The sequence below is a fragment of the Stenotrophomonas sp. YJH_SMC_79 genome, assembly GCF_059367995.1.
Genome location: NZ_JCAFRK010000003.1, coordinates 647,456 through 671,596 on the forward strand (window position 1 = coordinate 647,456; position 24,141 = coordinate 671,596).

The window sequence follows — 24,141 nt, forward strand, 5'->3', positions numbered from 1 at the left end:
CTGACGGCACTGCGACGTACAATGGCCGGATCGCACCGTTCCGTCCTGACAACGATTGCCCGCCATGTCGCAGCGTGAATGGGTGGCCGCCGCCATCCGCAAGATCGAAGCCGATTTCAACCGTTCCGCCGATACCCACCTGATCCCGTTGACGCTGCCAGGGTTCGAGGGCATCGACCTGTACCTGAAGGATGAATCGAGCCATCCTACCGGCAGCCTGAAGCACCGGCTGGCGCGCTCGCTGTTCCTGTATGCGTTGACCAATGGCTGGTTGCGCGAAGGGCGCCCGGTGATCGAAGCATCCAGCGGCTCGACCGCTGTCTCCGAAGCCTATTTCGCGCGGCTGCTCGGCCTGCCGTTCATTGCGGTGATCCCGGCCACGACCTCGCCGGAGAAGATCGCGGCGATCGAATTCCACGGTGGCCGCTGCCATCTGGTCGAGCGTGCCTGCGACCTCAACTGTGATTCGGAAAAGCTGGCCCGTGAAACAGGCGGCCACTTCATGGACCAGTTCACCTATGCGGAGCGCGCCACCGACTGGCGTGCCAACAACAACATCGCCGAATCCATCTTCAAGCAGATGGCCGAGGAGCCCAGCCCGGTTCCGGAATGGATCGTGTGCAGCCCTGGCACCGGCGGTACCGCCGCCACGCTGGGCCGCTATGTCAGCTACCGCCGGCATGACACCCGTATCCTGTGCGCGGACCCGGAAGTGTCGGTGTTCTTCGATGGCTACAAAGCGGCCGTGGCCGGTGAGCAGGATTGGCGCGGCCTGACCTGCAGCGGTGGCTCACGCGTGGAAGGCATCGGCCGGCCGCGGGTCGAGCCGAGCTTCATCCCGACCAGCGTCGATGCGATGGTGAAGGTGCCCGATGCGCTGAGCCTGGCCGCGATGCGCCATGTCAGCCGCCAGCTGGGGCGCCGCGTTGGTGGCTCCACCGGCACCAACTTCATCGGTGTGCTGCAGGCCGCGCAGTGGATGCGCGAGGCGGGCCACCAGGGCAGCATCGTCAGCATCCTGTGCGACAGCGGCGAGCGCTACGCGCAGAGCTATTACGACCCGTCGTGGTACGCGCGCCAGGGCATCGATGTCGACGGCGCCGATGCGCAACTGGCGGCGGCGGTGGCCGGGCAGGGGCTGCCGGCGTTGCCGTGGTGCAGCCTGGAAGCGTTGTAGCGCGGCAACGCGCGGCCGGATGTGCATCGGCTGGGTTTACACAACTAACTGTCGACTCTACCGGTCACCGGTCACCTCAGTATCCCGCCGCGGTGAACGCATCCAGCACCGCATCACGCAGGGCATCGGGCAGCGCCTCGATGTCCATCGCGCGGTCATCCAGGTGCAGGCCGGGATCGAGGGTACTGGCGCGGCCCTGGGCCAACGCCTGCAGCCACAGCAGTACGCATATCACGAACTCGCGCTCATGGCCCAGCCGCAACTGGCTGGCGCCGCGTTCGATCACTTCGAACGGGTACCACTCCTGGGCATCGTTGAACGTGCCACCCTGCTGCAGCACCGTCTGCAACTGCTGCAGGTGGCGCGGGGCGTCGTCGCCGGCATCGCACAGCGCGGCGATCCAGGTCAGTTCGGCCGTACTGGCGGACAGCGCCAGCGACCGTGCCGGTGAGGCGGATGCAACTGCAACCAGACCTTCCATGTGGGGCCTCGTTCGATACGTACCGCTGCGGACTCCCCCGCAGCCAGAGCTTCGAGCCGTGACCGTAAGGCCGACGTGAATATCGGGCCGCGCCCCCTTGTCAGCCTCGCCTGGCAGCGCCATATCTAACGGGCTGCCCGCCTGCCGGGCCCGTATCCTGGAGACCTGCCGTGACCGTTGCCAACCCCCTGCTCGATTTTTCCGGCCTGCCGCGTTTCGAGGCGATCCGCCCGGAGCACGTGGCGCCGGCGCTGGATGTGCTGCTGGCCGAGGCGGAAGCCGCTGTCAGCGCCGCCGAGCAGGTGCAGCCGGTCACCTGGCAGACCTTCGTGGCCCCGCTGGACGATGCCACCGAGCGCCTGTGGCGCGCCTGGGGCCTGGTCGGCCACCTGCAGGGCGTGGTCAACACGCCGGAACTGCGCGAGGCCTACAACAGCAACCTGCCGCGGGTGACCCGCTTTGCCAGTGCACTGGGCCAGAACCTGGCGCTGTATCGCCAGTACCAGGCCCTGGCCGGCAGCCCCGAGGCGGCGACCTTCGATGAGGCCCAGCGCAAGGTGCTGGACAACACCCTGCGCGATTTCCGCCTGGGGGGCGCCGAACTGGAGCCCGAGGCCCAGCAGCGCTTCGCCGCGATCAAGGAGGAACTGTCGGCGCTGTCGGCGAAGTTCTCGCAGAACGTGCTGGACGCTACCGATGCGTGGTCGCTGATCATCGAGGACGAAGCGCGCCTGGCCGGCCTGCCCGATGACGTGAAGGCCGCCGCGCACGCTGCGGCAGAAAAGGATGGGAAAACAGGCTGGAAACTGACCCTGCAGATGCCGTGTTACCTGCCGGTGCAGACCTGGGGCGAGGACCGTGACCTTCGCGAGATCCTGTACCGCGCCAGTGCGCAGCGCGCATCCGAATTCGGCGACGATGCGCTGGACAACGGCGGCAATATCGACCGCATCCTCGCCCTGCGCGCAGAGCTGGCCAACCTGCTCGGCTTCGGTTCGTATGGCGAGTATTCGGTGGCGACCAAGATGGCGCAGGACCCGGCCGAAGTACTCGGCTTCCTGCGTGACCTGGCCGCGCGCGCCAAACCGTTCGCGGCCAAGGACCGCGCCGAGCTGGAGCAGTTCGCGCGCGAGCAGCTGGGCATCGAGCCGTTGCAGGCCTGGGACCTGGCCTTCGCCGCCGATCGCCTGAAGCAGGCGCGCTACAGCTATTCCGAGCAGGAAGTGAAGCAGTACTTCACCGAACCGAAGGTACTGGGCGGCCTGTTCTCGGTGATCGAGCAGCTGTACGGCCTGCGTGTGCAGGAGGACAGGGCACCGGTGTGGCATGACGACGTGCGCTTCTTCCGCCTGGTCGATGCGCAGGGCGCGCTGGTCGGCCAGTTCTATCTGGATCTGTATGCGCGTGAGGGCAAGCGCGGTGGTGCGTGGATGGATGACTGCCGCAACCGCCGCGTGCGCGCCGATGGCAGCGTGCAGACGCCGCTGGTCTACCTGGTGTGCAACTTCGGCCGCGGTGCCAATGGCAAGCCGGCCACCTTCAGCCACAATGAAGTGACCACCCTGTTCCATGAAATGGGCCATGGCCTGCACCAGCTGCTGACCCGCATTGGTGAACTGGGCGTAGCCGGCATCAATGGCGTGGAATGGGATGCAGTGGAACTGCCCAGTCAGTTCATGGAGAACTTCTGCTGGGAATGGGATCACCTTCAGGGCATGACCGCGCACGTGGACAGCGGCGAACCGCTGCCGCGCGCGCTGTACGAGCGCATGCTGGCAGCGCGCAACTTCCACAGCGGCATGGCCACCGTGCGTCAGTTGGAGTTCGGCCTGTTCGACATGCTGCTGCACAGCCAGTTCGAACCAGCGCAGGACAGCGTGCTGGCGCTGCTCGACCGTGTGCGCGCGGAAGTGGCGGTGAATCATCCGCCGGTCTGGAACCGCTTCCCGCATCAGTTCAGCCACATCTTTGCGGGCGGTTACGCCGCTGGTTACTACAGCTACAAGTGGGCCGAGGTACTCAGCGCCGATGCCTACGCCGCGTTCGAGGAGGCGCCGCAGGCGCTGGCGGAAACCGGTGCACGCTTCCGCGATGAGATCCTGTCGCGGGGTGGCAGCCGTCCGGCGGCGGAGAACTTCAAGGCCTTCCGCGGCCGCGCACCGCAGATCGACGCGCTGCTGCGCCATTCGGGCATGGCGTAAACCGCTGTGGTGGGTGCCAACCTTGGTTGGCACCTTCGCAGAAAAAGGGGACGGAGGGGATTAAGTCGTTTGTGCACAATCGACTTAATCCCCTCCGTCCCCTTTTTCTATTCGGCGTAGATCATCTTCCGGGTCATGCCACCGTCGACGATGAAGTCCTGTCCGGTGCTGAAGCCGGACAGCGACGACAGCAGGTACACCGCCAGCGCGCCGATGTCCTCGGGCTGGCCGACCCGGCCGACCGGGTGCTGGGCGTGGTCGGTGGCCGAGTAGTTGGGCTCGTGGCGGCGCGAAGGGGCCTGCCAGGCCATGGTGCCGATCCAGCCGGGACTGATGCTGTTCACCCGCACCGCCGGGCCGCTGCTGATCGCCAGCGCATGGGTGAAGGCCACCAGCCCGCCCTTGGCCGCGGCATAGGCTTCGCTATGTGCTTCGGATTGCCAGGCGCGGGTCGAGGCGATGTTGATGATCGCCCCGGCAGCGCTGGCCGACAGCGCCGGCAGCGCGTGCTTGCTGCACAGGAAGGCGCCATGCAGCGACGACAGGCGGCGTTGCCATTCGTCCCAGTCCATGTCCTGCAGCCGCGTGCCGTGCGGCCCGGCGATGCCGGCATTGTTGACCAGTCCGTCGATGTGGCCGAAGCGACGCAGCGCCTCGGCGATGAACGCGCGCACGCTGGCTTCGTCGGTGATGTCCAGGCGCTGGAACGCAGCGTCATCGCCGCGCTGCCATTCGTCCAGGCAGGCCTGCCCGGCCTCCATGTCCAGGTCGCCGATCAGCACGTGGCCACCGGCACCGAGCACGGCCTGGGCGATGCCGCGGCCGATGCCGTTGGCCCCCCCGGTGATCAGCACCACCTTGCCCGACAGCGGCGCGGCCGGCCATGCGGCAATCGGCGGAACGCGGCTCATGACAGGTCGTCGCCACGCAGGCGGCGATGCCAGCCGTCCACGCCGATGCGATCCAGGGTCTGGATGTTGCGCTCGACGATCACGTCCGGGTCCGGATAGACGTCCACCGCGCGCGCCACGCTGTCCTCGCGCAGCAGGTGCAGGGTGGGGAAGGGCGCACGGTTGGTGTAGTTGCTGGCGTCGTCGGCAGCCACGCCCTCGAACTGGTAATCCGGATGGAAGCTGGCCACCTGCAGGATGCCCTGCAGGTCCAGTGCCTCGATCGCTGCATCGGCGTTGTCGAGGAAGTCGTTGTAGTCGAGGAAGTCGGTCAGCACCTGCGGATGCACGATCAGCGTGGTATCGATCTGCTCGGCCGGCGTATCGCGCAGCAGCACCAGCTCCTCGGCCAGCTGTTCAACCAGCGCTTCCGGCGTGGTCGCATCGCTGAGCACGAAACGGACCTGGTCCTTCACGTACACCGCCTTGGCGAACGGGCACAGGTTCAGGCCGATGACGATGCGCTCCAGCCACAGGCGGGTGGCAGCGATCGGGTCATCGGTGGGCAGGTGGGTGTCGGTCATGGCGGGCACGTCGGCTGGCGGGGCGGACATTGTAGGCAGTGTGCCGCCGCCGCGCTGTTCACTGTGCAGGAACTGGACAGTCGCCATGCTGGAAAATCCCGCCGATTCAAGCCCTTGCGGGCGACCGCTGGATGGCCGATTGCCTGCCGCGGACGGCGGGCGTGGAATGGACGCACGACACAGGAGGACACCCATGACTGCATCTTCCCCGTGGCTGCCGGACGCCCTTTGGGCCGGCGCCTTCTTCGATGGTCACTGGCATGCGGCCGCGCAACGGCAGCCGGTGATCGAGCCGGCCACCGGCAACACCCTCGGCGAAATCGGCCTGGCGGACCCCGTGCAGGTGGCGCGCTCGGCGGCGGCCGCTGCACAGGCGCAACAGGCGTGGGCGTCAGCGCCTTACGAGCAGCGCGCTGAGGTTATGCGCAAGGCGGCGCGCCTGGCCGAAGAGAACATCGACACCCTGATCGAGTGGCTGGTACGCGAAAGCGGTTCGACCCGCCTGAAGGCCGGCTTCGAAGCCAAGGTGACCATCAAGGCACTGCATGAAGCTGCGGCGCTGCCGTCGCGCAGCACGGGTGAGATCCTGCCATCCGAACCGGGCAAGCTGAACCTGGCGCGCCGACGCCCGCTGGGCGTGGTCGGGGTCATCTCGCCGTTCAATTTCCCGCTCTACCTGGCGATGCGCGCGGTGGCCCCGGCGATTGCGCTGGGCAACGCCGTGGTCCTCAAGCCGGACCCGCGTACGGCGGTGTGTGGCGGCGCGGTGATCGCACGCCTGTTCGAGCAGGCCGGCCTGCAGGCGGGGGTGCTGCACATGCTGCCCGGCGATGGCGCGGCCGGGGCCGCACTGACCAGTGATCCGCACGTGGCGATGATCCAGTTCACCGGTTCCACCGCCGCCGGGCGCAAGGTCGGCGAAGCGGCGGGCAAGCACCTGAAAAAGGTGTCGCTGGAGCTGGGTGGCAAGAATTCGCTGATCATCCTTGATGATGCCGACCTCGACCTGGCGGTGGCCAACACCGCGTGGGGCGTCTATCTGCATCAGGGACAGATCTGCATGGCGACCGGCCGCGTGCTGGTGCATCGGAAGATCCATGATGCATTCCTGCAGAAGCTGGTGGCCAAGGCCAATTCGCTGAAGGTGGGAGATCCGGCACGCGAAGAGGTGGCCATCGGCCCGCTGATCAATGCTGGCCAGCGCGACCACGCCGCACGCGTGGTCGAGCAGGCGGTGCAGGCCGGTGCCTCGCTGGAGGCAGGCGGTACGCACCGTGATCTGTTCTTCGCGCCGACCGTGCTTGGCAACGTCTCTGCCGACAATCCAGCCTTCAACGAAGAGATCTTCGCGCCGGTGGCGGTGGTCGTGCCGTTCGACGATGACGACCAGGCAGTGCAGCTGGCCAACGACAGCGAGTATGGACTGTCGATGGCCATCGTCTCCAGCAACGTCGGCCGCGCGCTGAAACTGGGCGAGCGCCTGCGCACCGGATTGCTGCACATCAACGACCAGACCGTGAACGACGAAGTGATCAATCCCTTCGGCGGCGTCGGTGCATCCGGCAACGGCACCAGTATCGGTGGCCCCGCCAACGGCGAAGAGTTCACCCAGTGGCAGTGGTTGACCGTCAAGGGCGAAGCGCCCGCTTACCCGATCTGATCGAAGGAGCCATCACGATGAACGACAACACCGCAACCCGTGAGATCACCGCTGCCGTGGTGCGCGGCAAGGAGCAGCCCTTCGTCATCGAGCAGGCGCGGTTGCGCGGCCCGCAGGATGACGAGGTGCTGGTGAAGGTGGTGGCGACCGGCCTGTGCCACACCGATCTGATCGTGCGCGATCAGTACTACCCGGTGCCGTTGCCTGCAGTGCTCGGCCACGAAGGTGCCGGCATCGTGGAAGCGGTTGGCCCCAACGTGCGCGACCTCAAGGTGGGCGACCATGTGGTGCTGACCTACGGCGCCTGTGGTCACTGCAATCCGTGCCGCGGCGGTCATGGTGCCTACTGCAAGGACTTCTTCGCGCTGAACTTCGGTGGCGATGATGGCCACGGCCATACCGCGATCACCGATGCGCACGGCCAGCCGCTGCACGACCATTTCTTCGCGCAGTCTTCGTTTGCCACCTTCGCCATCGCGCGCGAGATCAACGCGATCAAGGTGCCCGATGATGCGCCGCTGGAACTGCTGGGCCCGCTGGGCTGCGGCATCCAGACCGGTGCCGGTGCGGTCCTCAATTCGCTGCAGGTGCGTTCGGGCAGCAGCTTCGCCAGCTACGGCGCCGGTGCGGTGGGCCTGAGCGCGGTGATGGCGGCCAAGGTGGCCGGCGCCACCACCATCATCGCCATTGACGTGGTGTCCTCACGTCTGGAGCTGGCGCTGGAACTGGGCGCCACCCACGTGGTCAACAGCCGCGAGACCGATGTGGTCGAGGCCGTGCGCGCGATCGCTGGCGGTGGTGCTGATTTCGCACTGGAATCGACCGGTCGCCCGGAGGTACTGTCGGCCGGCATCGAGGCGCTGGGCGGGCTGGGCATGATGGGCGTGGTGGGCGCACCGAAGCTGGGCACCACCGCCAGTTTCGATGTGAACAACCTGCTGCTGGGCGGGCGCAGCATCCGCGGCATCGTCGAAGGTGACAGCGTGCCGCAGGTGTTCATTCCACAGCTGGTCACGCTGTTCCAGCAGGGACGGTTCCCGTTCGACAAGCTGGTGAAGTTCTACCCGCTGGAGCAGATCAACCAGGCGGCCGAGGACAGCACGCGTGGGATTACGTTGAAGCCGATCCTGCGGATTGCGGCGTAACGGCAGGGTGGGTTTTGCAGGGCTGCGCCCTGCACCTGCCGAAGCCGAAGCAACAGCAAAAGCGGGCTATCCGTGGGTTGGCGGGGTGGGTCCGGTTGAGGGGGACGCCGTGAACCCGTCCATGGGGGCTTGGTCGCGGCATCCATGCCGCTCACACCCCCTCAACCGGACCCACCCCGCCTTCGACAGTTTTCTGCAAGCTGTCGATACCGCACGGGGTCGGATCCGTTTTCCACGGGAAAACGGCTCTGACCCCTTGTTGGGTTTCTTGTCTGAATGTCCGATGGAAACGGGAACATTCCGTTGCCGGGACGTAACGCGGCCATGGCGTGCGTGGGTGTACTCTGCTTCCATGATGGCCACGACAGTCGGGCAACAACAGCTGGTCGCCGCGCGCGCTGCGTTCGCGGAAGGCGATACGCAGTCATTGGCGCTGTTGCCATTGCCGCTGCAGCATTCCTGGCAGCGTTCGCGCGCGGCCGGGGTGCAACCAGGGCAGGAGCCCTACTATCCGCCGCTGCAGGGCAATGGCCTGCGCCTGCGCGACCCCGAAGACCGCCGGCTCGCGCGCTGCGTGCAGCCCGAGCTGGAACAGCTGTGGGCGGCGTTTGGCGCGCGGGGCTGGACGATGTTCTGCGCCAACCGCCAGGGCATGGTGATCGCGCAGCAGGCGCACGGCCTGGAGGATGCGCCGCTGCTGCGGCCGATCCAGGTCGGGCGGCAGTTGGGTGAGGCGGAGATCGGCACCACGGCGCCGGCGGTCAGCCTGGCCGATGATGTGCCTGCCCTTGTGCGTGGCAACGAGCATTACCTGCAGCGCTTCGCGCCGGTGTTCTGCCTGAGCGAGCCGCTGCATGACCTGGACGGCCAGGTCTGCGGAGCGATCGATATCACCGGCCTGGGCGAGCGGGATCCGGCGCTGCTGCAGGGCTATTTCCGGCAGGCGGCGCTGGCCAGTGAAAACCGCCTGCTGCAGACGCTCACCGATGTGCACGTGCTGGCCGTGCAGCACGATCCGCGCTGGCTGGCCACGCCGTTGCAGGGTTTGCTGGCGGTGCAGGAAGACGGCCAGCTGCGCGCGGCCAACCGGGTGGCGCGGCGCCTGCTGGGCCTGCCGCGGCGCGGGCCCTTGCCGCTGCTGTCGGTGGAGACGGTGTTTGCCGATGCCAGTGCGGCACAGCGCCGCCGCCTGCTGCAGCCTGGGCCGGCGCATCGGGTGCGGCTGGGCGAGGGCAGTGCGGTCTACCTGCAGCATCTGCGTGCGCCGCGCGCGCTGCGGGTGCGCGCGGTGTCGCCTGCACCCGTGCCTGATGCGCCGCTGCGTGACCAGCAGCGGGAAGCGGCGCGGCGCGCGGCGCGGGCGGCGGAGGGTAATCTCAGCCTGGCCGCCCGCCAGTTGGGTATCTCGCGCACCACGCTGTACAAGCTGCTGCGCGATTAAGCGGGCAGTCCGCCGGGCATGGCCCGGCGCTACCGTTGCAGGCCGGGGGCGCGCCGGGTCATCAGTCGCGCGCCATCCCGGTAGCGCCGGGCCATGCCCGGCGGCGGGTCATCAATCGCGGAAATTGTTGAACTGCAGCGGCAGCTCGAACTTGCCGGCCTTCAGCACGGCGATGGCGTCCTGCAGGTCGTCGCGCTTCTTGCCCTGCACGCGCAGCTTGTCGCCGTTGATCTGGCTTTCCACCTTGAGCTTGGCGTCCTTCAGGGCGGCCGCGATCTTCTTGGCGATCTTCTGCTCGATACCCTGCTTGACGGTGATCTTCTGCCGGGCCTGGGCCAGGTTGGTCTCGATGTCGCCGAACTCCAGGCTGAGCACATCAATGCCGCGTGCGGCCAGGCGTGCGCGGAGGATGTCGTTCATCTGCTTGAGCTGGAATTCGGTCGGCGCGAACTGGTTGATGACATCGCCGTCGCGCTCGAACTTTGCGTCCACGCCCTTGAAGTCGAAGCGGGTGGCCAGTTCACGGTTGGCCTGGTCGATGGCGTTGGTCAGCTCGTGGGTGTCGACTTCGGACACGACGTCGAAGGAAGGCATGGGCGTGGCTCCGCGGAATTCAGTGGTCACCATTCTATCGCGGCGCCCATGCCCGGCGCCCAGCGGGGCGCGCGGTCGGCGATAATGGGCCATGAACGTGCAACGCTCCCCTTCGCGTGCGGTGGCCTGGATGGTCGCTGCGGTCGCCTGTTTCTCGCTGATGGACGCTGGCATGAAGCAGTTGTCAGCCAGCTATCCCACCCTGGAAGTGACCTTCCTGCGCGGCGCGGCCTCGTTGCCGTTCGTGCTGGTCTGGGTGCTGGTCAGTGCCGGCCCGCGCTCGCTGGTGCCGCGGCGTTGGGGCCTGCACCTGCTGCGCGGCGCGCTGGGCATGGCGATGATCGGCTGCTTCGTGTTCGCCCTGCGCGACCTGCCGCTGTCCACCGCCTACACCATCTATTTCGTTGCTCCGCTGTTGATCGCTGCACTCTCGGTGCCGCTGCTCGGTGAACGGGTCGGGCCGCGGCGCTGGGTCGCCATCGGCATCGGCCTGATCGGCGTGCTGGTGGTGCTGCGGCCCGGCGTGGATGGCTTCATCTCGGTGCCTGGGCTGATGGTGCTGGCCGCCGCCACCGCCTATGCCGTGGCCGCGATCACCGTCAGCCTGCTGACCCGCACGGATACTTCGCAGTCGATGGTGGTCTGGTTCCTGGTGATCATGGCGATCGGCGCGGGCCTGCTGGCCCTTCCCGGCTGGGTACCGCTGCAGCTGGCGCATGCGCCGCTGATCGCCGGCATGGGCCTGGCCGGGGCACTGGGCCAGATCGCCCTGACCAAGGCCTTCCAGCTGGGCGAGGCGTCGATGATCGCGCCGTTGGAGTACAGCGGCCTGGTCTGGGTGATCGGTTGGGACCTGGCCTTCTGGGGCCAGCTGCCGGACGGCTACACCTGGGTGGGTGCGGCGATCATCGTGGCCTCAGGCCTGTATCTGCTGCATCGCGAGCGCCTGAACCGGGTACAGCCGCCGAAGCCGCTGGATCATCCCTGAGCCGGTTGGGTCAGGGAATGGGGCCAGAGCCCCTGCGGGGATCCGACCCCGGCCAATGCGTCGGTGCGGGCGTCTTAGAACCAAAAGGAATAACATTCTGGCCCATGGCGCGGGCGCGCGAGCGCCGGCGCTGGTAGGCTGCACGCCCCCTTCCGTCACCCAGCCGGTGAGCCACGCCCGTGATCGAGTTCCAGCGCCTGCACAAATCCTATGCCGTTGCCGGTCGCGAAGTCAGCGCGCTGCAACCGCTGGACCTGACCATCGAAGCCGGTGAGGTCTTCGGCATCATCGGCCATTCCGGCGCCGGCAAGTCGACCCTGATCCGCATGATCAACCGCCTGGAAGAGCCCAGCGGTGGCCGTCTTCTGATCGGCGGTGAGGATGTCACTGCACTGGACGCGGACGGCCTGCGCGCGCTGCGCAGGCGCATCGGCATGATCTTCCAGCACTTCAACCTGCTGTCTTCGCGCACGGTGGCGGGCAACGTCGCCTTCCCGCTGGAGCTGGCCGGCACGCCGAAAGCGGAGATCGATGCGCGTGTGGCCGAGCTGCTGCAGACCGTTGGCCTCGAAACGCACGCGCAGAAGTACCCGGCACAGCTGTCCGGTGGCCAGAAGCAGCGCGTCGGCATCGCCCGCGCGCTGGCAACGCGCCCGCAGATCCTGCTGTGCGACGAGGCGACCAGTGCACTCGACCCGCAGACCACCGCATCGGTGCTTTCGCTGCTGTCGAAGATCAATCGCGAGCTGGGCCTGACCATCGTGCTGATCACCCACGAGATGGATGTGATCCGCCGCGTCTGCGACCGCGTCGCGGTACTCGACGCCGGCCAGATGGTCGAGACCGGGCCGGTCACCCGGGTGTTCCTGCACCCGCAGCACCCGACCACACGCCGTTTCGTCAGTGAATCGGAGCATGTGGACGAGGGCACGCTGCACCGCGATTTCGATGCCGTCGGGGGCCGCATCGTGCGGCTGACCTTCCTGGGTGGCGACACCTACGAACCGCTGCTCGGCAGCGTCGCGCGCGAGACCGGGGTCGACTACAACATCCTGTCCGGCCGTATCGACCGGATCAAGGACACCCCGTATGGCCAGCTGGTGGTTGCCCTGGTGGGCGGCGACCAGTCCGCCGCGCAGGCCGCGTTCGTGGCCGCCGGCGTGCATGTTGAGGAACTGCGTCGATGATCATCGCTACTGCCGGCGGCTTCTTCCGCCACCTGGATGCGGGCAAGTGGGCGGACATCGGCCAGGCCACCATCGACACGCTGCTGATGCTGCTGGGTTCGCTGCCGCTGACCCTGGCCATCGGCCTGCCCTTGGGCGTGCTGCTGTACCTGTTTGGTGCACCGCAGATGAAGCGCCGTCCATTCGCCTATGGCGTGCTGGCGTTGGTGGTGAACCTGCTGCGTTCAGTGCCTTTCATCATTCTGATGATCGTGCTGATTCCGGTCACCCTGTTCCTGATGGGGACGTCGCTGGGCGTGCGTGGTGCGATCGTGCCGCTGGTGATCGGTGCCGCGCCGTTCTACGCGCGCCTGGTCGAGACCGCACTGCGTGAAGTCGACCGGGGCGTGATCGAGGCGACCCAGGCGATGGGCGCCACCACCTGGCAGCTGGTCACCCGCGTGCTGCTGCCCGAAGCGCGCCCCGGCCTGATTGCCGGTGCGACGGTCACCACCGTCGCGCTGATCGGTTTCACCGCCATGGGCGGCGCGATCGGTTCCGGTGGCCTCGGCGACCTGGCGTTCCGCGATGGCTACCAGCGCTCGCACACCGACGTGGCCTTGGTCACGGTGGTCCTGCTGCTGATCCTGGTACAACTGCTGCAGATGCTCGGCGACCGCCTGGTCGCGCATTACAGCCGCAGATAACAGAATGCCGGGCGGTGCCCGGCATCTCATTCGGGTAGTGCCGGCCGCTGGCCGGCAATCCCACGTGCGGTCAACGCACGTTCGGTACTTCGTAACCCAGCTTGCCGACCTGCTCCGGGTGCTGCGGCACGCGCTTGAGCTTGTCGGTGTTCACGCCGTACTCGTCGCGCAGGCGTTCGGCCAGCTCTTTGTACAGCGCCTTGTCCATGTCCGGCGTGCGCGAGAAGATCCAGGCCATCTCACGGCCGGGGTAGCCGATCAGCGCCCAGGAATAATCCGGCGCCACTTCCAGTACCCGCGAATGGGTCGGCACGACGCGGTAGAACCAGGTACGCCAGCCGTGGTTGCCGCTGTCCGGGTCGACGCTGGCTCGCGCGCGCACTTCCTGCAGTGGTTCGCCGAAGCCATCACGGTAGCGGTAGGTGATGCCGACCTTGTGCGCGTCGCGCAGCTCGTACTCGTTGACGCTGGCGACATGGCCACGTTCGATGAAGTTCGGCACGCGGCCGATCACATACCAGGTGCCCATGAAGCGCTTCAGGTCGATCGGTGCGTCCAGGGCAGCTGCACCAGAGGTGCTGGTATGGGGCGACGGCGGCTCACTGGCGGCCACTGCGGGGCCGGCCAGGGAAAGGGCCAGCAGCGCGGCGCAGAGCGGGCGGATCGAAGTCATGCGGGAGCGGGCTCCAGTGGGCTTGCACGCGCATGGTCGACTGTGTGCACGCGATCCGTCAATGGTGTCGCAACCTGTGAGAAGGCCCTTGCCCAAGCTGTGTTGCATTGTCCACCGGAGAAGCCCCATGAACGCACGTTCCGCTCGTCGCCCTGCAACTGAACGCGTCATCATTGAACGCGCCGATCCACGCCTGCTGCGCAGCGTGCGGCAGGTGGCGCTGGCCGGCCTGGCGCTGGTGCTGGTCTGGCCAGCCGCGCGCGGCAGCAGCGCCTGGCTGGGTTGGTTGCCGATGTGGCTGGTGGGCATGCCGCTGGTGGCCTGGTGGGCGCTGCTGCGCTTCCCGCTGCCGGGACTGTCGTGGCTGCGGCTGGCCCGGCGTACCGGTGGACAGGCCCGTCGTCGCGCCGGCGGGACACCCCGTCGCCGTCGTGGCGCTGCGGCCACGGCCTGACCTTCGACACGGGGGCGGCTGCAGCGATCCATGCTAGCGTTCCACGGCTTATGACTGCCTGGAGCTGCAATGTCTCGACTCGCTTCCGCCTGCCTGTTGGCCGGCATGATGACCGCTGCCTCGGTGGGGACCGCCGTGGCTGCTGAAGACACCGATCGCTACGCCTGGCTGGAGGACGTCACCGGCGACAAGCCGCTGTCCTGGGTCAAGGAACAGAACGCCAAGTCCGAAGCGCGCCTTGCGCAGACCCCGGCCTTCAAGCAGATGGAGACCAGCATCCGCGAGGTGCTCGACTCCGACGCCAAGATTCCCGCCGTGCAGAAGATCGGCGACTACTACTACAACTTCTGGAAGGACCAGCAGCACGAACGCGGCCTGTGGCGGCGCACTACGCTGGCCGAGTACCGCAAGGCCTCGCCGCAGTGGGAAACCGTGCTCGACCTGGATGCGCTGAACAAGGCCGAGGGCGAGAACTGGGTCTGGCACGGTGCCGACTGCCTGCGCCCGGACTACAGCCGCTGCCTGATCGCGCTGTCGCGCGGCGGTGCCGATGCCGACGTCACCCGCGAATTCGATCTGTCCAGCAAGAGCTGGATCAAGGACGGCTTCTTCCGTCCCGAGTCGAAGGGCGGCCTGAACTGGATCGATCGCGATACCGTGTTCGTCTACACCGACTTCGGTGCCGGCTCGATGACCACCTCCGGCTACCCGCGCGTGGCCAAACTGTGGAAGCGTGGTACGCCGATGGCCTCCGCCAGCGTGGTGTATGAAGGCAAGCCGGAAGACATGTACATCGCGGCGATGCACGATGACACCCCGGGCTTCGAACGCAACCTGGTCAGCCGCACGCTGGCGTTCTACAACAACGAGATCTACCTGCGTGGCGACGATGGCACGCTGACCAAGATCGACGCGCCGAACTCGGCCGAGAAGGGCCTGCACAAGCAGTGGCTGACCCTGGAACTGCGGGATCCGTGGACCGTGGGTGGCAAGACCTATGCGTCCGGTTCGCTGCTGGCGACCCGGCTGGATGACTTCCTGGCCGGCAAGCGCGAATTCGACGTGCTGTTCACCCCGACCGCGACCACCTCGCTGGCCGGAGCCACCTGGACCAAGAGCCATCTGGTGCTGAACGTGCTGGATGACGTCAAGAACCGCCTGTCGGTGCTGACTCCGGGCGCCAATGGCTGGCAGACCAGCCGCTTCGTCGGCGCGCCGGCCTTCGGCACGCTGGGCGTGGGCGCGGTCGACAGCAACGACAGCGACGCGGTGTGGCTGACCGCCACCGACTACCTGACCCCGACCACCCTGGCGCTGGCCGAGATCGGGCAGGCCCCGGAAACGCTGAAGACCATGCCGGCCTTCTTCGATGCCAAGGGCAAGGTGATCGAGCAGCACTTCGCCACCAGCAAGGACGGCACCCGCGTGCCGTACTTCGTGGTGCACGACAAGGCCATGAAGCTGGACGGCTCCAACCCGACCCTGCTGTACGGCTACGGTGGTTTCGAGATCTCGCTGACCCCGGGCTACTCCGGCGGCATGGGCCGCGCCTGGCTGGAGAAGGGCGGCGTGTACGTGGTTGCCAACATCCGTGGCGGCGGCGAGTACGGACCGCGCTGGCACCAGGCGGCGCTGAAGCAGAACCGCCACAAGGCCTATGAAGACATGGCCGCCGTGGCACGCGATCTGGTCAAGCGCAAGATCACCAGCGCCAAGCACCTGGGCGTGCAGGGCGGCAGCAACGGTGGCCTGCTGACCGGCAACATGCTGACCCAGTACCCGGAGCTGTTCGGTGCGGTGGTGGTGCAGGTGCCGCTGCTGGATATGAAGCGCTACAGCCACCTGCTGGCCGGTGCGTCGTGGATGGCCGAGTATGGCAACCCGGACACCAGCGACTGGGAGTTCATCAAGACCTTCTCGCCGTACCACCTGTTCGATGCGAAGAAGAGCTACCCGCCGGTGCTGTTCACCACCTCCACCCGCGATGACCGCGTGCACCCGGGCCATGCCCGCAAGATGGCGGCGAAGATGATCGATGCCGGCAAGGATGTGACCTACTACGAGAACATCGAAGGTGGCCACGGCGGCGCAGCCAACAACGCGCAGGCCGCACACATGTCGGCGCTGGCCTACAGCTTCCTGTGGGAGCGCCTGGGCGGCAAGTGATGGAATGAAAAACGCCGCCCTCGGGCGGCGTTTTTCATTATCGGGTAGTGCCGGGCGCTGGCCGGCAACCGCATCATTCATGGATTCCCAGGTTGCCGGCCAGCGGCCGGCACTACCGTCAACGTGATCCCTGCCAGCTCTTCAACCCACGCGCAATCCGCTCCACCGCCTCCTGCAATCGCGGCACTTCCTGCGTGTAGGCCAACCGCACGTGCTGGTTCGCACGGTGGAAGCCGAAATCCAGCCCCGGCGTGAATGCCACGTGCTCGGTTTCCAGGAAGTGGGCGCAGAACGCCTGCGCGTCATCGGTGAATGCGCTGACATCGGCGTAAAGGTAGAACGCGCCCTGCGGTTCAACCTCGATGCGGAAGCCCAGTTCACGCAATGCCGGCAACAGGAAGTCGCGGCGCTGGCGGAAGGCTTCGCGACGCTGCTCGAAGATCGCCATCGCTTCCTCGCTGAAACAGGCGAGGGCGGCATGCTGGGCGATGCTCGACGCGCTGATGTACAGGTTCTGCGCCAGCTTCTCCAGATCAGGTACCGCCGCCGGCGGTGCCACCAGCCAGCCCAACCGCCAGCCGGTCATGCCGAAGTACTTGGAGAAACTGTTCAGCACGAACGCGCTGTCATCCACCTGCAGCACGCTGGGCGCATCCAACCCGTAGGTGAGGCCGTGGTAGATCTCGTCCACCACCAGGTGGCCGCCGCGCGCATGCAGGGTCTTCGACAGTGCTGCCAGTTCCTCGGCGGACAACACGGTGCCGGTCGGGTTGGCCGGTGAGGCGACCAGCGCGCCGACGCTGTCGCCATTCCAATGCTGTTCCACCAGCGACGGTGTGAGCTGGTAGGCGGTGTCCGGGCCGACCGGCACCAGCTGTGCGCCGCCTTCAACGAGGCGCAGGAAATGGCGGTTGCACGGATAGCCGGGATCGGCCAGCAGCCAGTGGCGGCCGGGGTCGACCAGCAGGCTGCTGGCCAGCAGCAGCGCGCCGGAGCCGCCGGGGGTGACCAGGATGCGCTCGGGGTCGATATCCAGCCCGTAGTTGCTGCGATAGAAGCCGCTGATCGCCTGGCGCAGGGCCGGCAGGCCACGTGCAGCGGTGTAGCGGGTATGGCCGGCGGCCAGTGCGGCCTGTCCGGCACGCACGATCGGTTCGGCGGTGGTGAAGTCCGGTTCGCCGATCTCCAGATGGATCACGTCGTGGCCGGCCTGTTCCAGCGCCTGCGCGCGGGCCAGCAGGGACATCACGTGGAACGGGGCGATTTCATGGCTGCGCCGGCTGTAGCCCGGCGTGTGGGGCAGGGTACTCATGCGCCCATGGTACGCCGCGCGTCCAGGTCGTGCCGGCCGCTGGCCGGCACGACCCATGACGATCCGCAGGGTTGCCGGGTCGCCGGGATTGGGGTCAGATCCCTTTTCGGGGAAAGGGATCCGACCCCGTCGGAGACCATTGCATTGATGCGCCAGGAGCCTTATCTCATGAAGTCCACACTCTGCCTGTTGCTTGCCAGCCTGATGACCACCACCGCTACCGCCGCCACGCCGCCCGTTCCGCCGGATGCCGCCAAGCACCCGCATGTGGTCAAGGCGCCCTTTGGCGCCACCCGCAACGATGACTACTACTGGCTGCGCGACGACAAGCGCGAGAACAAGGACATGCTGGCCTACCTGCAGGCCGAGAATGCCTATGCCGACCAGCTGCTGGCGCCGCTGAAGCCGCTGGAGGACACCCTGTACAAGGAGATCGTCGGCCGCATCAAGCAGGACGATTCCAGCGTGCCGGCGCGTGAGCGCGGCTACTGGTACTACAGCCGCTTCGAGACCGGCCAGGACTACCCGATCCATGCGCGCCGCAAGGGCAGCATGGATGCCGCCGAGGAAGTCCTGCTGGACGTCAACACGATGGCGGCCGGCAAGGGCTACTTCAGTGTCGGCTCGATGGAGGTCAGCCAGGACAACCAGCTGCTGGCCTGGGCCGATGATGACGTCGGCCGCCGCCAGTACACGATCCGCTTCAAGGACCTGGCCACCGGGAAGGTGCTGCCCGATGTGATCACCGGCAGCTCCGGCGACCTGGTCTGGGCCGACGACAACCGCACCGTGCTGTATGTCGAGAACGATCCGGAAACCCTGCTGACCGTGCGCGTGAAGAAGCACGTGCTGGGCACCCCGGCCAGCGCCGATACCGTCGTCTACGAAGAGAAGGACGACAGCTTCTACATGGGCATCGGCCGCACCCGCGACGATCGCTTCATCACCATCGGCGTGCACAGCACGGTGTCTTCGGAAGAGCGCTACGCGCCGGCCAGCGACCCGACCACCTTCACCGTGCTGGCGCCGCGCCAGCGCGACGTCGAGTACGACGCCGACCACTACGATGGCCGCTGGGTGATCCGCACCAATGACGGTGCGAAGAACTTCAAGCTGGTCACCGCACCGACCGATGCCACCTCGCGCGCGCAGTGGAAGGACTGGATCGCGCATGACGATGCCGTGTTCATCGAAGGCTTCGAACTGTTCGACAGCTACACCGCCATCGCCGAACGCTCCGAGGGCCTGGAACGCATCCGCCTGCTGTTCAAGGACGGCCGCAGCGATTACGTGAAGGCCGACGAACCGGCGTATTCCATGGGCCTGGGCGACAACACCGAGGCCGACACGCCGTGGCTGCGCTACGTCTACACCTCGATGACCACCCCGACCACGGTGTTCGAACTGAATACCGCCACCGGCGAGCGGCGGCAGCTGAAGGTGCAGCCGGTGATCGGCTATGACGCGTCGAAGTACGAAACCGACCGTGTCTGGATCACCGCGCGCGATGGCGTGAAGGTGCCGGTGTCGCTGGTCTACCGCAAGGGCTACCAGAAGGATGGCAAGGGCGCGCTGTTCCAGTACGCCTATGGCAGCTACGGCATGTCGATGGACCCGTATTTCAACCAGACCGCGGTGAGCCTGCTCGACCGCGGCGTGGTGTATGCCATCGCCCACATCCGCGGTGGCCAGGAAATGGGCCGCGACTGGTACGAGAACGGCAAGCTGCTGCACAAGCAGAACACCTTCAACGACTTCATCGACGTCACCCGTGGACTGGTGGCGCAGGGCTGGGCGGCGAAGGATCGCGTCGCCGCGTCCGGTGGCAGCGCCGGTGGCCTGCTGATGGGCGCGGTGGCCAACCAGGCCCCGCAGGATTACCGCGTGATGGTGGCGCAGGTGCCGTTCGTCGACGTGGTCACCACCATGCTCGACCCGACCATTCCGCTGACCACCAACGAGTACGACGAGTGGGGCAACCCCGAGCAGAAGCAGTATTACGACTACATGCTGTCCTACTCGCCCTACGACAACGTGAAGCAGCAGGCGTACCCGGCGCTGTTCGTGGGTACCGGCCTGTGGGATTCGCAGGTGCAGTACTGGGAACCGGCCAAGTGGGTGGCCAAGCTGCGTGACGACAACACCGGCCACTACCCGATCCTGTTCCGCACCAACATGGAAGCCGGCCACGGTGGCAAGTCGGGGCGCTTCCAGCGCTACCGCGAGCTGTCCGAGTCGTACGCGTTCGTGCTGCAGCAGCTGGGCATCGTCCAGCCGTAATGACGCAGGGGTGCCGGGCGTTGCCGGGCACCCCGAACCGGTATCCTTGCGGCCATGAGCCAGCCCGAACCCCCTGCGCCCCGCGATACCGCCACGCCACCGCGCGTGGTGCGCTTCCGCTGGGCGTGGTGGCTGCTGGCCTACGTCAGTCTGGGCACCGGCATTGTCGGCATCTTCGTGCCGGGCCTTCCTACCACCGTATTCATCCTGATCTCGGCGTGGGCCGCCTCGCGCGGATCCGAACGCCTGCACACCTGGCTGCTGCAGCATCCGCGCTTCGGCCCGGCCATCGCCAACTGGCAGGCGCATGGTGCAGTCAGCCGCTACGGCAAGTGGATGGCCACGATCACCATGGCGGTATGCGCCGGCATCATGCTGTGGTGCGTGCCGATTGCCTGGGTGAAGTGGTTCTCGATCGGCAGCATGACCGTGGTGGCGATCTGGCTGTGGACCCGGCCGCTGCCGCCGCCTGCGGATTGACCGCCTGCGGTGGTGCCGGCCGCTGGCCGGCAACCCGATCCCCTGCACCAACCGCTCAGCCGCCAATGGCTATACTCGGGGCATGAAGATCCCCCATCGAAACGCCATCCTGATTCCGCTGGCAGCGGCTTCGCTGCTGTTCCTCGCCGCCTGCGGCAACAAGGGCCCGCTGGTGCTGCCGCAGAAGCCGGTGCCGGTGGAAGAAACCGTCGAACCGGTTGCCGAGCCCGCTACCGAAGCGACCCCGGTGGAGACCCAGGGCAGCGGCACCCCGGCCACGACCGTGGACCCGGCTGCACCGACCACCCAGCCGGCGCCTGTGCCTGCGAAGAAGGTGGGCGGCGGGAATGAGTAAGGCCGGTTCCAAGGCGCTGCGCTTCAGCAAGATGCATGGCGCAGGCAATGATTTCGTAGTGATCGACCTGCGTGACGGCACCGCGCCGCCCACGCCTGAACTGGCCGCGCGCCTGGCCGACCGCCACACCGGCGTCGGCTGCGATCAGATCCTGACCATCGAGGCACCGCGCGCGGAAGGCTCGGTGGCGTCGTACCGCATCTGGAATGCCGACGGTTCCAACTCCGAGCAGTGCGGCAACGGCGCGCGCTGCATCGCGGCCTGGCTGGTGCGCGAAGGCAGTGCGCAGGGTGATCAGTTCGTCATCGACAGCCCGCTGGCCAGCCATGAGGTGAAGGTGCTTGGCGATGGTCAATTCGCGGTGACCATGGGCGTGCCTGCGTTCGAGCCGGCCAACGTGCCGCTGATGGGCTTTGCCCATGCGCGCGAGGAGTACCTGCTGCCGCTGCAGGGCGAGAGCGTACGCTTCGCCGCGGTGTCGATGGGCAATCCGCACGCGGTGATCGAAGTGGGCCTGATCGATGCGGCTCCGGTCGAGCGCGTCGGTGCGCTGCTGCAGCAGCATGCGTCGTTCCCGCGCTCGGTGAACGTGGGCTTCGCCCAGGTGATGGGCCCGGCGCACGCACGTCTGCGTGTGAATGAACGTGGCGTCGGCGAAACCCTGGCCTGCGGCAGCGGCGCCTGTGCCGCAGCAGTGACCCTGATGCAGCGCGGTCGCCTGCAGCGCGATGCGCGCATCAGCCTGCCCGGGGGTGACCTGCGCATCCAGTGGCCGGGCGATGGCCAACCGGTGGTGATGGCCGGCCCGACCGCATTTGTCTTCGAAGGGGAGTGGATCGCATGACCGAAACCGTCGACAAGCTCGGAGCCCATGAAGTCGCTGCCTGGTTGCGGCGACATCCCGGCTTCCTCAAGCAGTTCCCGGACCTGGCCCTGACCCTGGTGGTACCGCGCGACGACGGCCCGACCGCGTCGCTGGCCAGCTACCAGCTGGAAGTGCTGCGCGAGAAGAACCGCGAGCTGGCGCGACGGTTGGCCGATCTGGGCGCCACCGCCCAGGTCAATGAACGCCTGGCAGTGCGCACGCACCAGCTGACCCTGGCGCTGATGAAGCAGGACAACGCGGCCGATACCCTGCGTGCGATGGCTGCCTCGCTGCAGGAAGACTTTGCCGGCGATCTGGTGCGACTGGTGGTGCATGCACCGGTGGCCGGGCTGGAACAGGCCGACTGGCTGCAGGTGATCGCTGCCGATGATGCGCAGCTGGGCCCGTTCCGCGACTGCCTTAAGGACGGCGAGCCGATCTGCGGCCGCCTGCAGCCGGAGAAGAATGCCGTGCTGTATGGCGTGCGCAGCGAAGAAGTGCAGACCACCGCACTGCTGCCGCTGCCGGGCGTGGGCCTGATCGCGGTCGGCAGCCACGACCCGAACCGCTTCTATCCGGGCATGGGCACGCTGTTCCTGCGCATGATGGGCGACGCTCTGGTCACCGGCCTGAAGCGCTTCGCGGGCTGAGCAGGACGCCACGACGATGAGCGCGGTACAGGCCTTCCTGCAGCATCTGCAGGTGGAGCGGCGGATGTCGGCGCATACGCTCGACGCCTACCGTCGCGACCTGGACGCGCTGTCGGCCTGGGCGGAGCCGCGTGGCGTGGCGGTGGAGGCGCTTGATGCCGACGCGTTGCGCCAGTTCGTCGCCGATGAGCACCGCCGTGGCCTGTCGGCCAAGAGCCTGCAGCGCCGCTTGTCCGCCTGCCGCAGCTTCTATGCCTGGCTGCTCAAGCACGGGCGCATCGAGGTCAGTCCGGCGGCGACGCTGAAGGCGCCGCGTGCGCCGCGCCGGTTGCCGCAGGTGCTTGATGCCGACGAAGCCGTGCAGCTGGTCGAGCTGGAGCCGGAAGGCGAGCTCGGCCGCCGTGACCGCGCGCTGCTGGAACTGTTCTATTCCTCCGGCCTGCGCCTGAGCGAAGTCTGCGCGCTGACCTGGCGTGATCTGGATTTCGACAGCGGCCTGGTCAACGTGCTGGGCAAGGGCAATCGCCAGCGCCGCGTGCCGTTCGGCCGGCCAGCGCGCGAAGCACTGCAGGCGTGGCGCACCGAAAGTGGCGGTGGACCGGCCTCGCCGGTGTTTCCCGGCCGCAACGGGCCGATCAGCCAACGCGCGGTGCAGATCCGCATCCGCCAGCTGGCGCAGCGCCAGGGCCTGTTCAAGCACGTGCATCCGCACATGCTGCGGCACAGCTTCGCCAGCCATATCCTGGAATCGTCCGGCGATCTGCGTGGCGTGCAGGAGCTGCTGGGCCATGCCGACATCGCCACCACCCAGATCTACACCCACCTCGATTTCCAGCACCTGGCCAAGGTCTACGACGCCGCGCATCCGCGCGCGAAGCGCCGCAGCAGGGACGACAAGGCTGAATAGACCGCCCTTGACCTGGATCAGGGCGGGGCAGGGCGCACCAGCGCATCGTGGCCGCAGGCCACGAGGAGCTGCCGACCATGGCAAAGCCCATTCCCCTGCATCCCAAGCATCCCGAGCGCATCTGCTGGGGCTGCGACCGCTACTGCGCCGCTGACGCACTGGCCTGCGGCAACGGCTCCGGCCGCACCCAGCACCCGATCGAGACGCAGGGCGAAGACTGGTACCTCGCCTGGGGGATCGAGCCGAATCCGGATCGGCCATCGCACGCCAAGCGCTGAACGGCAGCCATCCGCACAGGCTTGATCGCACCCGGCGCTGTCCCCATGTCCCGTGAACAGCTATCGGAGGCCGCATGGACCCCAGTCAGAATCCCAATGTTTTCCACGCCACCACCATCGTCTGCGTCCGTCGCGGCGAGCACGTGGCCATTGCCGGCGACGGTCAGGTCACGCTGGGCCACACCGTGATGAAGGGTAATGCGCGCAAGGTGCGCCGCCTTGGCCGTGATGGCCAGGTGCTGGCCGGCTTCGCCGGTGCCGCCGCCGACGCGTTCACCCTGTTCGAGCTGTTCGAGGCCAAGCTGGAAAAGCACGGCCAGCTGCAGCGCGCTGCGGTCGAGCTGGCCAAGGATTGGCGCACCGAGCGCCGCCTGGGCAAGCTCGAGGCCCTGCTGGCAGTGGCCGACAAGGAAACCTCGCTGATCATCAGCGGCACCGGCGATGTGATCGAACCGGAGGACGGCATCATCGCCATCGGCTCGGGTGGTTCCTATGCGCTGTCGGCCGCACGTGCGTTGATGGCGCACACCGAACTGGATGCGCGCACCATCGCCAGCGAAGCGATCGGCATTGCCGGCGATATCTGCATCTACACCAACCGCAACGTGGTGGTCGAGGAGCTGTGAGGGTCGTGCCGGCTGCTGGCCGGCAACCTCATGATCCCCCGCACGCGTGCCTGGTTGCCGG

Annotated in this window: 24 protein-coding genes; 18 read left to right on the top strand and 6 right to left on the bottom strand. The window is 67.2% G+C overall.

Annotation, left to right across the window (positions count from 1 at the left end; translation table 11 throughout):
- Positions 1–64: 64 nt before the first annotated feature.
- Entirely contained in the window at positions 65–1,177 is a 1,113-nt protein-coding gene (locus AC5P57_RS14040) for a PLP-dependent cysteine synthase family protein (RefSeq protein WP_099551139.1), read from the top strand.
- Positions 1,178–1,253: 76 nt separating this feature from the next.
- Here the strand turns inward: AC5P57_RS14040 and AC5P57_RS14045 are convergent, their stop codons facing one another.
- A complete protein-coding gene (locus AC5P57_RS14045) occupies positions 1,254–1,658 on the bottom strand; it encodes a hypothetical protein (protein ID WP_262235370.1) in 405 nt (134 codons plus the stop codon).
- A gap of 170 nt (positions 1,659–1,828) precedes the next feature.
- Here AC5P57_RS14045 and AC5P57_RS14050 point away from each other — a divergent pair, with 170 nt between their 5' ends.
- Positions 1,829–3,859, top strand: coding sequence for a M3 family metallopeptidase (locus AC5P57_RS14050; RefSeq protein WP_262235369.1), 2,031 nt, complete (start codon positions 1,829–1,831; stop codon positions 3,857–3,859).
- Positions 3,860–3,966: 107 nt separating this feature from the next.
- On the opposite strand, the gene AC5P57_RS14055 is transcribed toward AC5P57_RS14050, so the two are convergent.
- Together AC5P57_RS14055 and AC5P57_RS14060 are read right to left on the bottom strand one after the other, a co-directional pair.
- On the bottom strand, positions 3,967–4,770 hold the full coding sequence (locus AC5P57_RS14055; RefSeq protein ID WP_099551142.1) for an SDR family oxidoreductase: 804 nt from the start codon (positions 4,768–4,770) through the stop codon (positions 3,967–3,969).
- Complete coding sequence (locus tag AC5P57_RS14060) at positions 4,767–5,333, bottom strand: DUF1415 domain-containing protein (RefSeq protein ID WP_049429265.1); 567 nt, start codon at positions 5,331–5,333, stop codon at positions 4,767–4,769. The genes AC5P57_RS14055 and AC5P57_RS14060 overlap by 4 nt, the downstream gene beginning before the upstream one ends.
- A gap of 193 nt (positions 5,334–5,526) precedes the next feature.
- Here AC5P57_RS14060 and AC5P57_RS14065 point away from each other — a divergent pair, with 193 nt between their 5' ends.
- The 3 genes from AC5P57_RS14065 to AC5P57_RS14075 all read left to right on the top strand — a co-directional run bounded on the left by AC5P57_RS14065 (position 5,527) and on the right by AC5P57_RS14075 (position 9,579).
- Positions 5,527–6,993 (top strand): benzaldehyde dehydrogenase, encoded by a 1,467-nt coding sequence (locus AC5P57_RS14065; RefSeq protein ID WP_099551143.1) that lies wholly within the window; start codon positions 5,527–5,529, stop codon positions 6,991–6,993.
- Positions 6,994–7,010: 17 nt separating this feature from the next.
- Complete coding sequence (locus AC5P57_RS14070; RefSeq protein ID WP_099551144.1) at positions 7,011–8,138, top strand: NAD(P)-dependent alcohol dehydrogenase; 1,128 nt, start codon at positions 7,011–7,013, stop codon at positions 8,136–8,138.
- Between the two features lie 337 nt (positions 8,139–8,475).
- Positions 8,476–9,579 (top strand): helix-turn-helix domain-containing protein, encoded by a 1,104-nt coding sequence (locus tag AC5P57_RS14075; protein ID WP_239503807.1) that lies wholly within the window; start codon positions 8,476–8,478, stop codon positions 9,577–9,579.
- 111 nt (positions 9,580–9,690) lie between these two features.
- On the opposite strand, the gene AC5P57_RS14080 is transcribed toward AC5P57_RS14075, so the two are convergent.
- Complete coding sequence (locus AC5P57_RS14080) at positions 9,691–10,173, bottom strand: YajQ family cyclic di-GMP-binding protein (protein WP_005411107.1); 483 nt, start codon at positions 10,171–10,173, stop codon at positions 9,691–9,693.
- Positions 10,174–10,264: 91 nt separating this feature from the next.
- On the opposite strand from AC5P57_RS14080, the gene AC5P57_RS14085 reads away from it, so the two are divergent.
- The 3 genes from AC5P57_RS14085 (at position 10,265) to AC5P57_RS14095 (ending at position 13,034) form a co-directional block, all read left to right on the top strand.
- Positions 10,265–11,161 (top strand): DMT family transporter, encoded by an 897-nt coding sequence (locus tag AC5P57_RS14085; protein WP_142806776.1) that lies wholly within the window; start codon positions 10,265–10,267, stop codon positions 11,159–11,161.
- A gap of 179 nt (positions 11,162–11,340) precedes the next feature.
- Entirely contained in the window at positions 11,341–12,348 is a 1,008-nt protein-coding gene (locus AC5P57_RS14090; protein WP_099551147.1) for a methionine ABC transporter ATP-binding protein, read from the top strand.
- Positions 12,345–13,034 carry a methionine ABC transporter permease gene (locus AC5P57_RS14095; RefSeq protein ID WP_005411104.1) on the top strand — a complete coding sequence of 230 codons (690 nt, stop codon included), beginning with the start codon at positions 12,345–12,347 and terminating at the stop codon, positions 13,032–13,034. The genes AC5P57_RS14090 and AC5P57_RS14095 overlap by 4 nt, the downstream gene beginning before the upstream one ends.
- A 70-nt stretch (positions 13,035–13,104) precedes the next feature.
- Here the strand turns inward: AC5P57_RS14095 and AC5P57_RS14100 are convergent, their stop codons facing one another.
- Positions 13,105–13,707: a lipocalin family protein gene (locus AC5P57_RS14100; RefSeq protein ID WP_099551148.1), complete on the bottom strand. Its 603-nt coding sequence runs from the start codon at positions 13,705–13,707 to the stop codon at positions 13,105–13,107.
- 127 nt (positions 13,708–13,834) lie between these two features.
- Between AC5P57_RS14100 and AC5P57_RS14105 the strand changes: the two genes are divergently transcribed.
- Positions 13,835–14,161 carry a hypothetical protein gene (locus AC5P57_RS14105; protein ID WP_099551149.1) on the top strand — a complete coding sequence of 109 codons (327 nt, stop codon included), beginning with the start codon at positions 13,835–13,837 and terminating at the stop codon, positions 14,159–14,161.
- Positions 14,162–14,230: 69 nt separating this feature from the next.
- Positions 14,231–16,327, top strand: coding sequence for a prolyl oligopeptidase family serine peptidase (locus AC5P57_RS14110; RefSeq protein ID WP_099603833.1), 2,097 nt, complete (start codon positions 14,231–14,233; stop codon positions 16,325–16,327).
- Between the two features lie 118 nt (positions 16,328–16,445).
- On the opposite strand, the gene AC5P57_RS14115 is transcribed toward AC5P57_RS14110, so the two are convergent.
- Positions 16,446–17,639, bottom strand: coding sequence for a pyridoxal phosphate-dependent aminotransferase (locus AC5P57_RS14115; protein ID WP_099551151.1), 1,194 nt, complete (start codon positions 17,637–17,639; stop codon positions 16,446–16,448).
- Between the two features lie 168 nt (positions 17,640–17,807).
- On the opposite strand from AC5P57_RS14115, the gene AC5P57_RS14120 reads away from it, so the two are divergent.
- The 8 genes from AC5P57_RS14120 to hslV all read left to right on the top strand — a co-directional run bounded on the left by AC5P57_RS14120 (position 17,808) and on the right by hslV (position 24,080).
- Positions 17,808–19,919 carry a S9 family peptidase gene (locus AC5P57_RS14120; protein WP_099551152.1) on the top strand — a complete coding sequence of 704 codons (2,112 nt, stop codon included), beginning with the start codon at positions 17,808–17,810 and terminating at the stop codon, positions 19,917–19,919.
- A gap of 54 nt (positions 19,920–19,973) precedes the next feature.
- Complete coding sequence (locus AC5P57_RS14125; RefSeq protein ID WP_099551153.1) at positions 19,974–20,399, top strand: YbaN family protein; 426 nt, start codon at positions 19,974–19,976, stop codon at positions 20,397–20,399.
- A gap of 82 nt (positions 20,400–20,481) precedes the next feature.
- Positions 20,482–20,754, top strand: a complete 273-nt coding sequence (gene lptM / locus AC5P57_RS14130; RefSeq protein WP_099551154.1) for an LPS translocon maturation chaperone LptM — start codon at positions 20,482–20,484, stop codon at positions 20,752–20,754.
- The gene (gene dapF, locus AC5P57_RS14135; protein WP_099551155.1) at positions 20,747–21,598 is read left to right on the top strand and encodes a diaminopimelate epimerase; all 852 of its coding nucleotides are present in this window, start codon (positions 20,747–20,749) and stop codon (positions 21,596–21,598) included. Before lptM ends, dapF begins: the two co-directional genes overlap by 8 nt.
- On the top strand, positions 21,595–22,269 hold the full coding sequence (locus AC5P57_RS14140) for a DUF484 family protein (RefSeq protein WP_099551156.1): 675 nt from the start codon (positions 21,595–21,597) through the stop codon (positions 22,267–22,269). The genes dapF and AC5P57_RS14140 overlap by 4 nt, the downstream gene beginning before the upstream one ends.
- Before the next feature lie 16 nt (positions 22,270–22,285).
- Positions 22,286–23,176, top strand: coding sequence for a tyrosine recombinase XerC (xerC, locus tag AC5P57_RS14145; RefSeq protein ID WP_099551157.1), 891 nt, complete (start codon positions 22,286–22,288; stop codon positions 23,174–23,176).
- Between the two features lie 77 nt (positions 23,177–23,253).
- Positions 23,254–23,454: a DUF3079 domain-containing protein gene (locus AC5P57_RS14150; protein ID WP_049456730.1), complete on the top strand. Its 201-nt coding sequence runs from the start codon at positions 23,254–23,256 to the stop codon at positions 23,452–23,454.
- Between the two features lie 74 nt (positions 23,455–23,528).
- Positions 23,529–24,080, top strand: a complete 552-nt coding sequence (hslV, locus tag AC5P57_RS14155; RefSeq protein ID WP_005411093.1) for an ATP-dependent protease subunit HslV — start codon at positions 23,529–23,531, stop codon at positions 24,078–24,080.
- Positions 24,081–24,141: the final 61 nt, after the last annotated feature.

Excerpts from the sequence above, each read along its gene's own strand:
- hslV (WP_005411093.1), top strand. The coding sequence starts at position 23,529 with ATGGACCCCAGTCAGAATCCCAATGTTTTCCACGCCACCACCATCGTC.
- dapF (WP_099551155.1), top strand. The coding sequence starts at position 20,747 with ATGAGTAAGGCCGGTTCCAAGGCGCTGCGCTTCAGCAAGATGCATGGC.
- AC5P57_RS14060 (WP_049429265.1), bottom strand. The coding sequence starts at position 5,333 with ATGACCGACACCCACCTGCCCACCGATGACCCGATCGCTGCCACCCGC.
- AC5P57_RS14125 (WP_099551153.1), top strand. The coding sequence starts at position 19,974 with ATGAGCCAGCCCGAACCCCCTGCGCCCCGCGATACCGCCACGCCACCG.
- AC5P57_RS14065 (WP_099551143.1), top strand. The coding sequence starts at position 5,527 with ATGACTGCATCTTCCCCGTGGCTGCCGGACGCCCTTTGGGCCGGCGCC.
- AC5P57_RS14140 (WP_099551156.1), top strand. The coding sequence starts at position 21,595 with ATGACCGAAACCGTCGACAAGCTCGGAGCCCATGAAGTCGCTGCCTGG.
- AC5P57_RS14115 (WP_099551151.1), bottom strand. The coding sequence starts at position 17,639 with ATGAGTACCCTGCCCCACACGCCGGGCTACAGCCGGCGCAGCCATGAA.
- AC5P57_RS14070 (WP_099551144.1), top strand. The coding sequence starts at position 7,011 with ATGAACGACAACACCGCAACCCGTGAGATCACCGCTGCCGTGGTGCGC.
- lptM (WP_099551154.1), top strand. The coding sequence starts at position 20,482 with ATGAAGATCCCCCATCGAAACGCCATCCTGATTCCGCTGGCAGCGGCT.
- AC5P57_RS14055 (WP_099551142.1), bottom strand. The coding sequence starts at position 4,770 with ATGAGCCGCGTTCCGCCGATTGCCGCATGGCCGGCCGCGCCGCTGTCG.
- AC5P57_RS14080 (WP_005411107.1), bottom strand. The coding sequence starts at position 10,173 with ATGCCTTCCTTCGACGTCGTGTCCGAAGTCGACACCCACGAGCTGACC.
- xerC (WP_099551157.1), top strand. The coding sequence starts at position 22,286 with ATGAGCGCGGTACAGGCCTTCCTGCAGCATCTGCAGGTGGAGCGGCGG.
- AC5P57_RS14040 (WP_099551139.1), top strand. The coding sequence starts at position 65 with ATGTCGCAGCGTGAATGGGTGGCCGCCGCCATCCGCAAGATCGAAGCC.
- AC5P57_RS14110 (WP_099603833.1), top strand. The coding sequence starts at position 14,231 with ATGTCTCGACTCGCTTCCGCCTGCCTGTTGGCCGGCATGATGACCGCT.
- AC5P57_RS14120 (WP_099551152.1), top strand. The coding sequence starts at position 17,808 with ATGAAGTCCACACTCTGCCTGTTGCTTGCCAGCCTGATGACCACCACC.
- AC5P57_RS14085 (WP_142806776.1), top strand. The coding sequence starts at position 10,265 with ATGAACGTGCAACGCTCCCCTTCGCGTGCGGTGGCCTGGATGGTCGCT.
- AC5P57_RS14105 (WP_099551149.1), top strand. The coding sequence starts at position 13,835 with ATGAACGCACGTTCCGCTCGTCGCCCTGCAACTGAACGCGTCATCATT.
- AC5P57_RS14100 (WP_099551148.1), bottom strand. The coding sequence starts at position 13,707 with ATGACTTCGATCCGCCCGCTCTGCGCCGCGCTGCTGGCCCTTTCCCTG.
- AC5P57_RS14045 (WP_262235370.1), bottom strand. The coding sequence starts at position 1,658 with ATGGAAGGTCTGGTTGCAGTTGCATCCGCCTCACCGGCACGGTCGCTG.
- AC5P57_RS14095 (WP_005411104.1), top strand. The coding sequence starts at position 12,345 with ATGATCATCGCTACTGCCGGCGGCTTCTTCCGCCACCTGGATGCGGGC.
- AC5P57_RS14150 (WP_049456730.1), top strand. The coding sequence starts at position 23,254 with ATGGCAAAGCCCATTCCCCTGCATCCCAAGCATCCCGAGCGCATCTGC.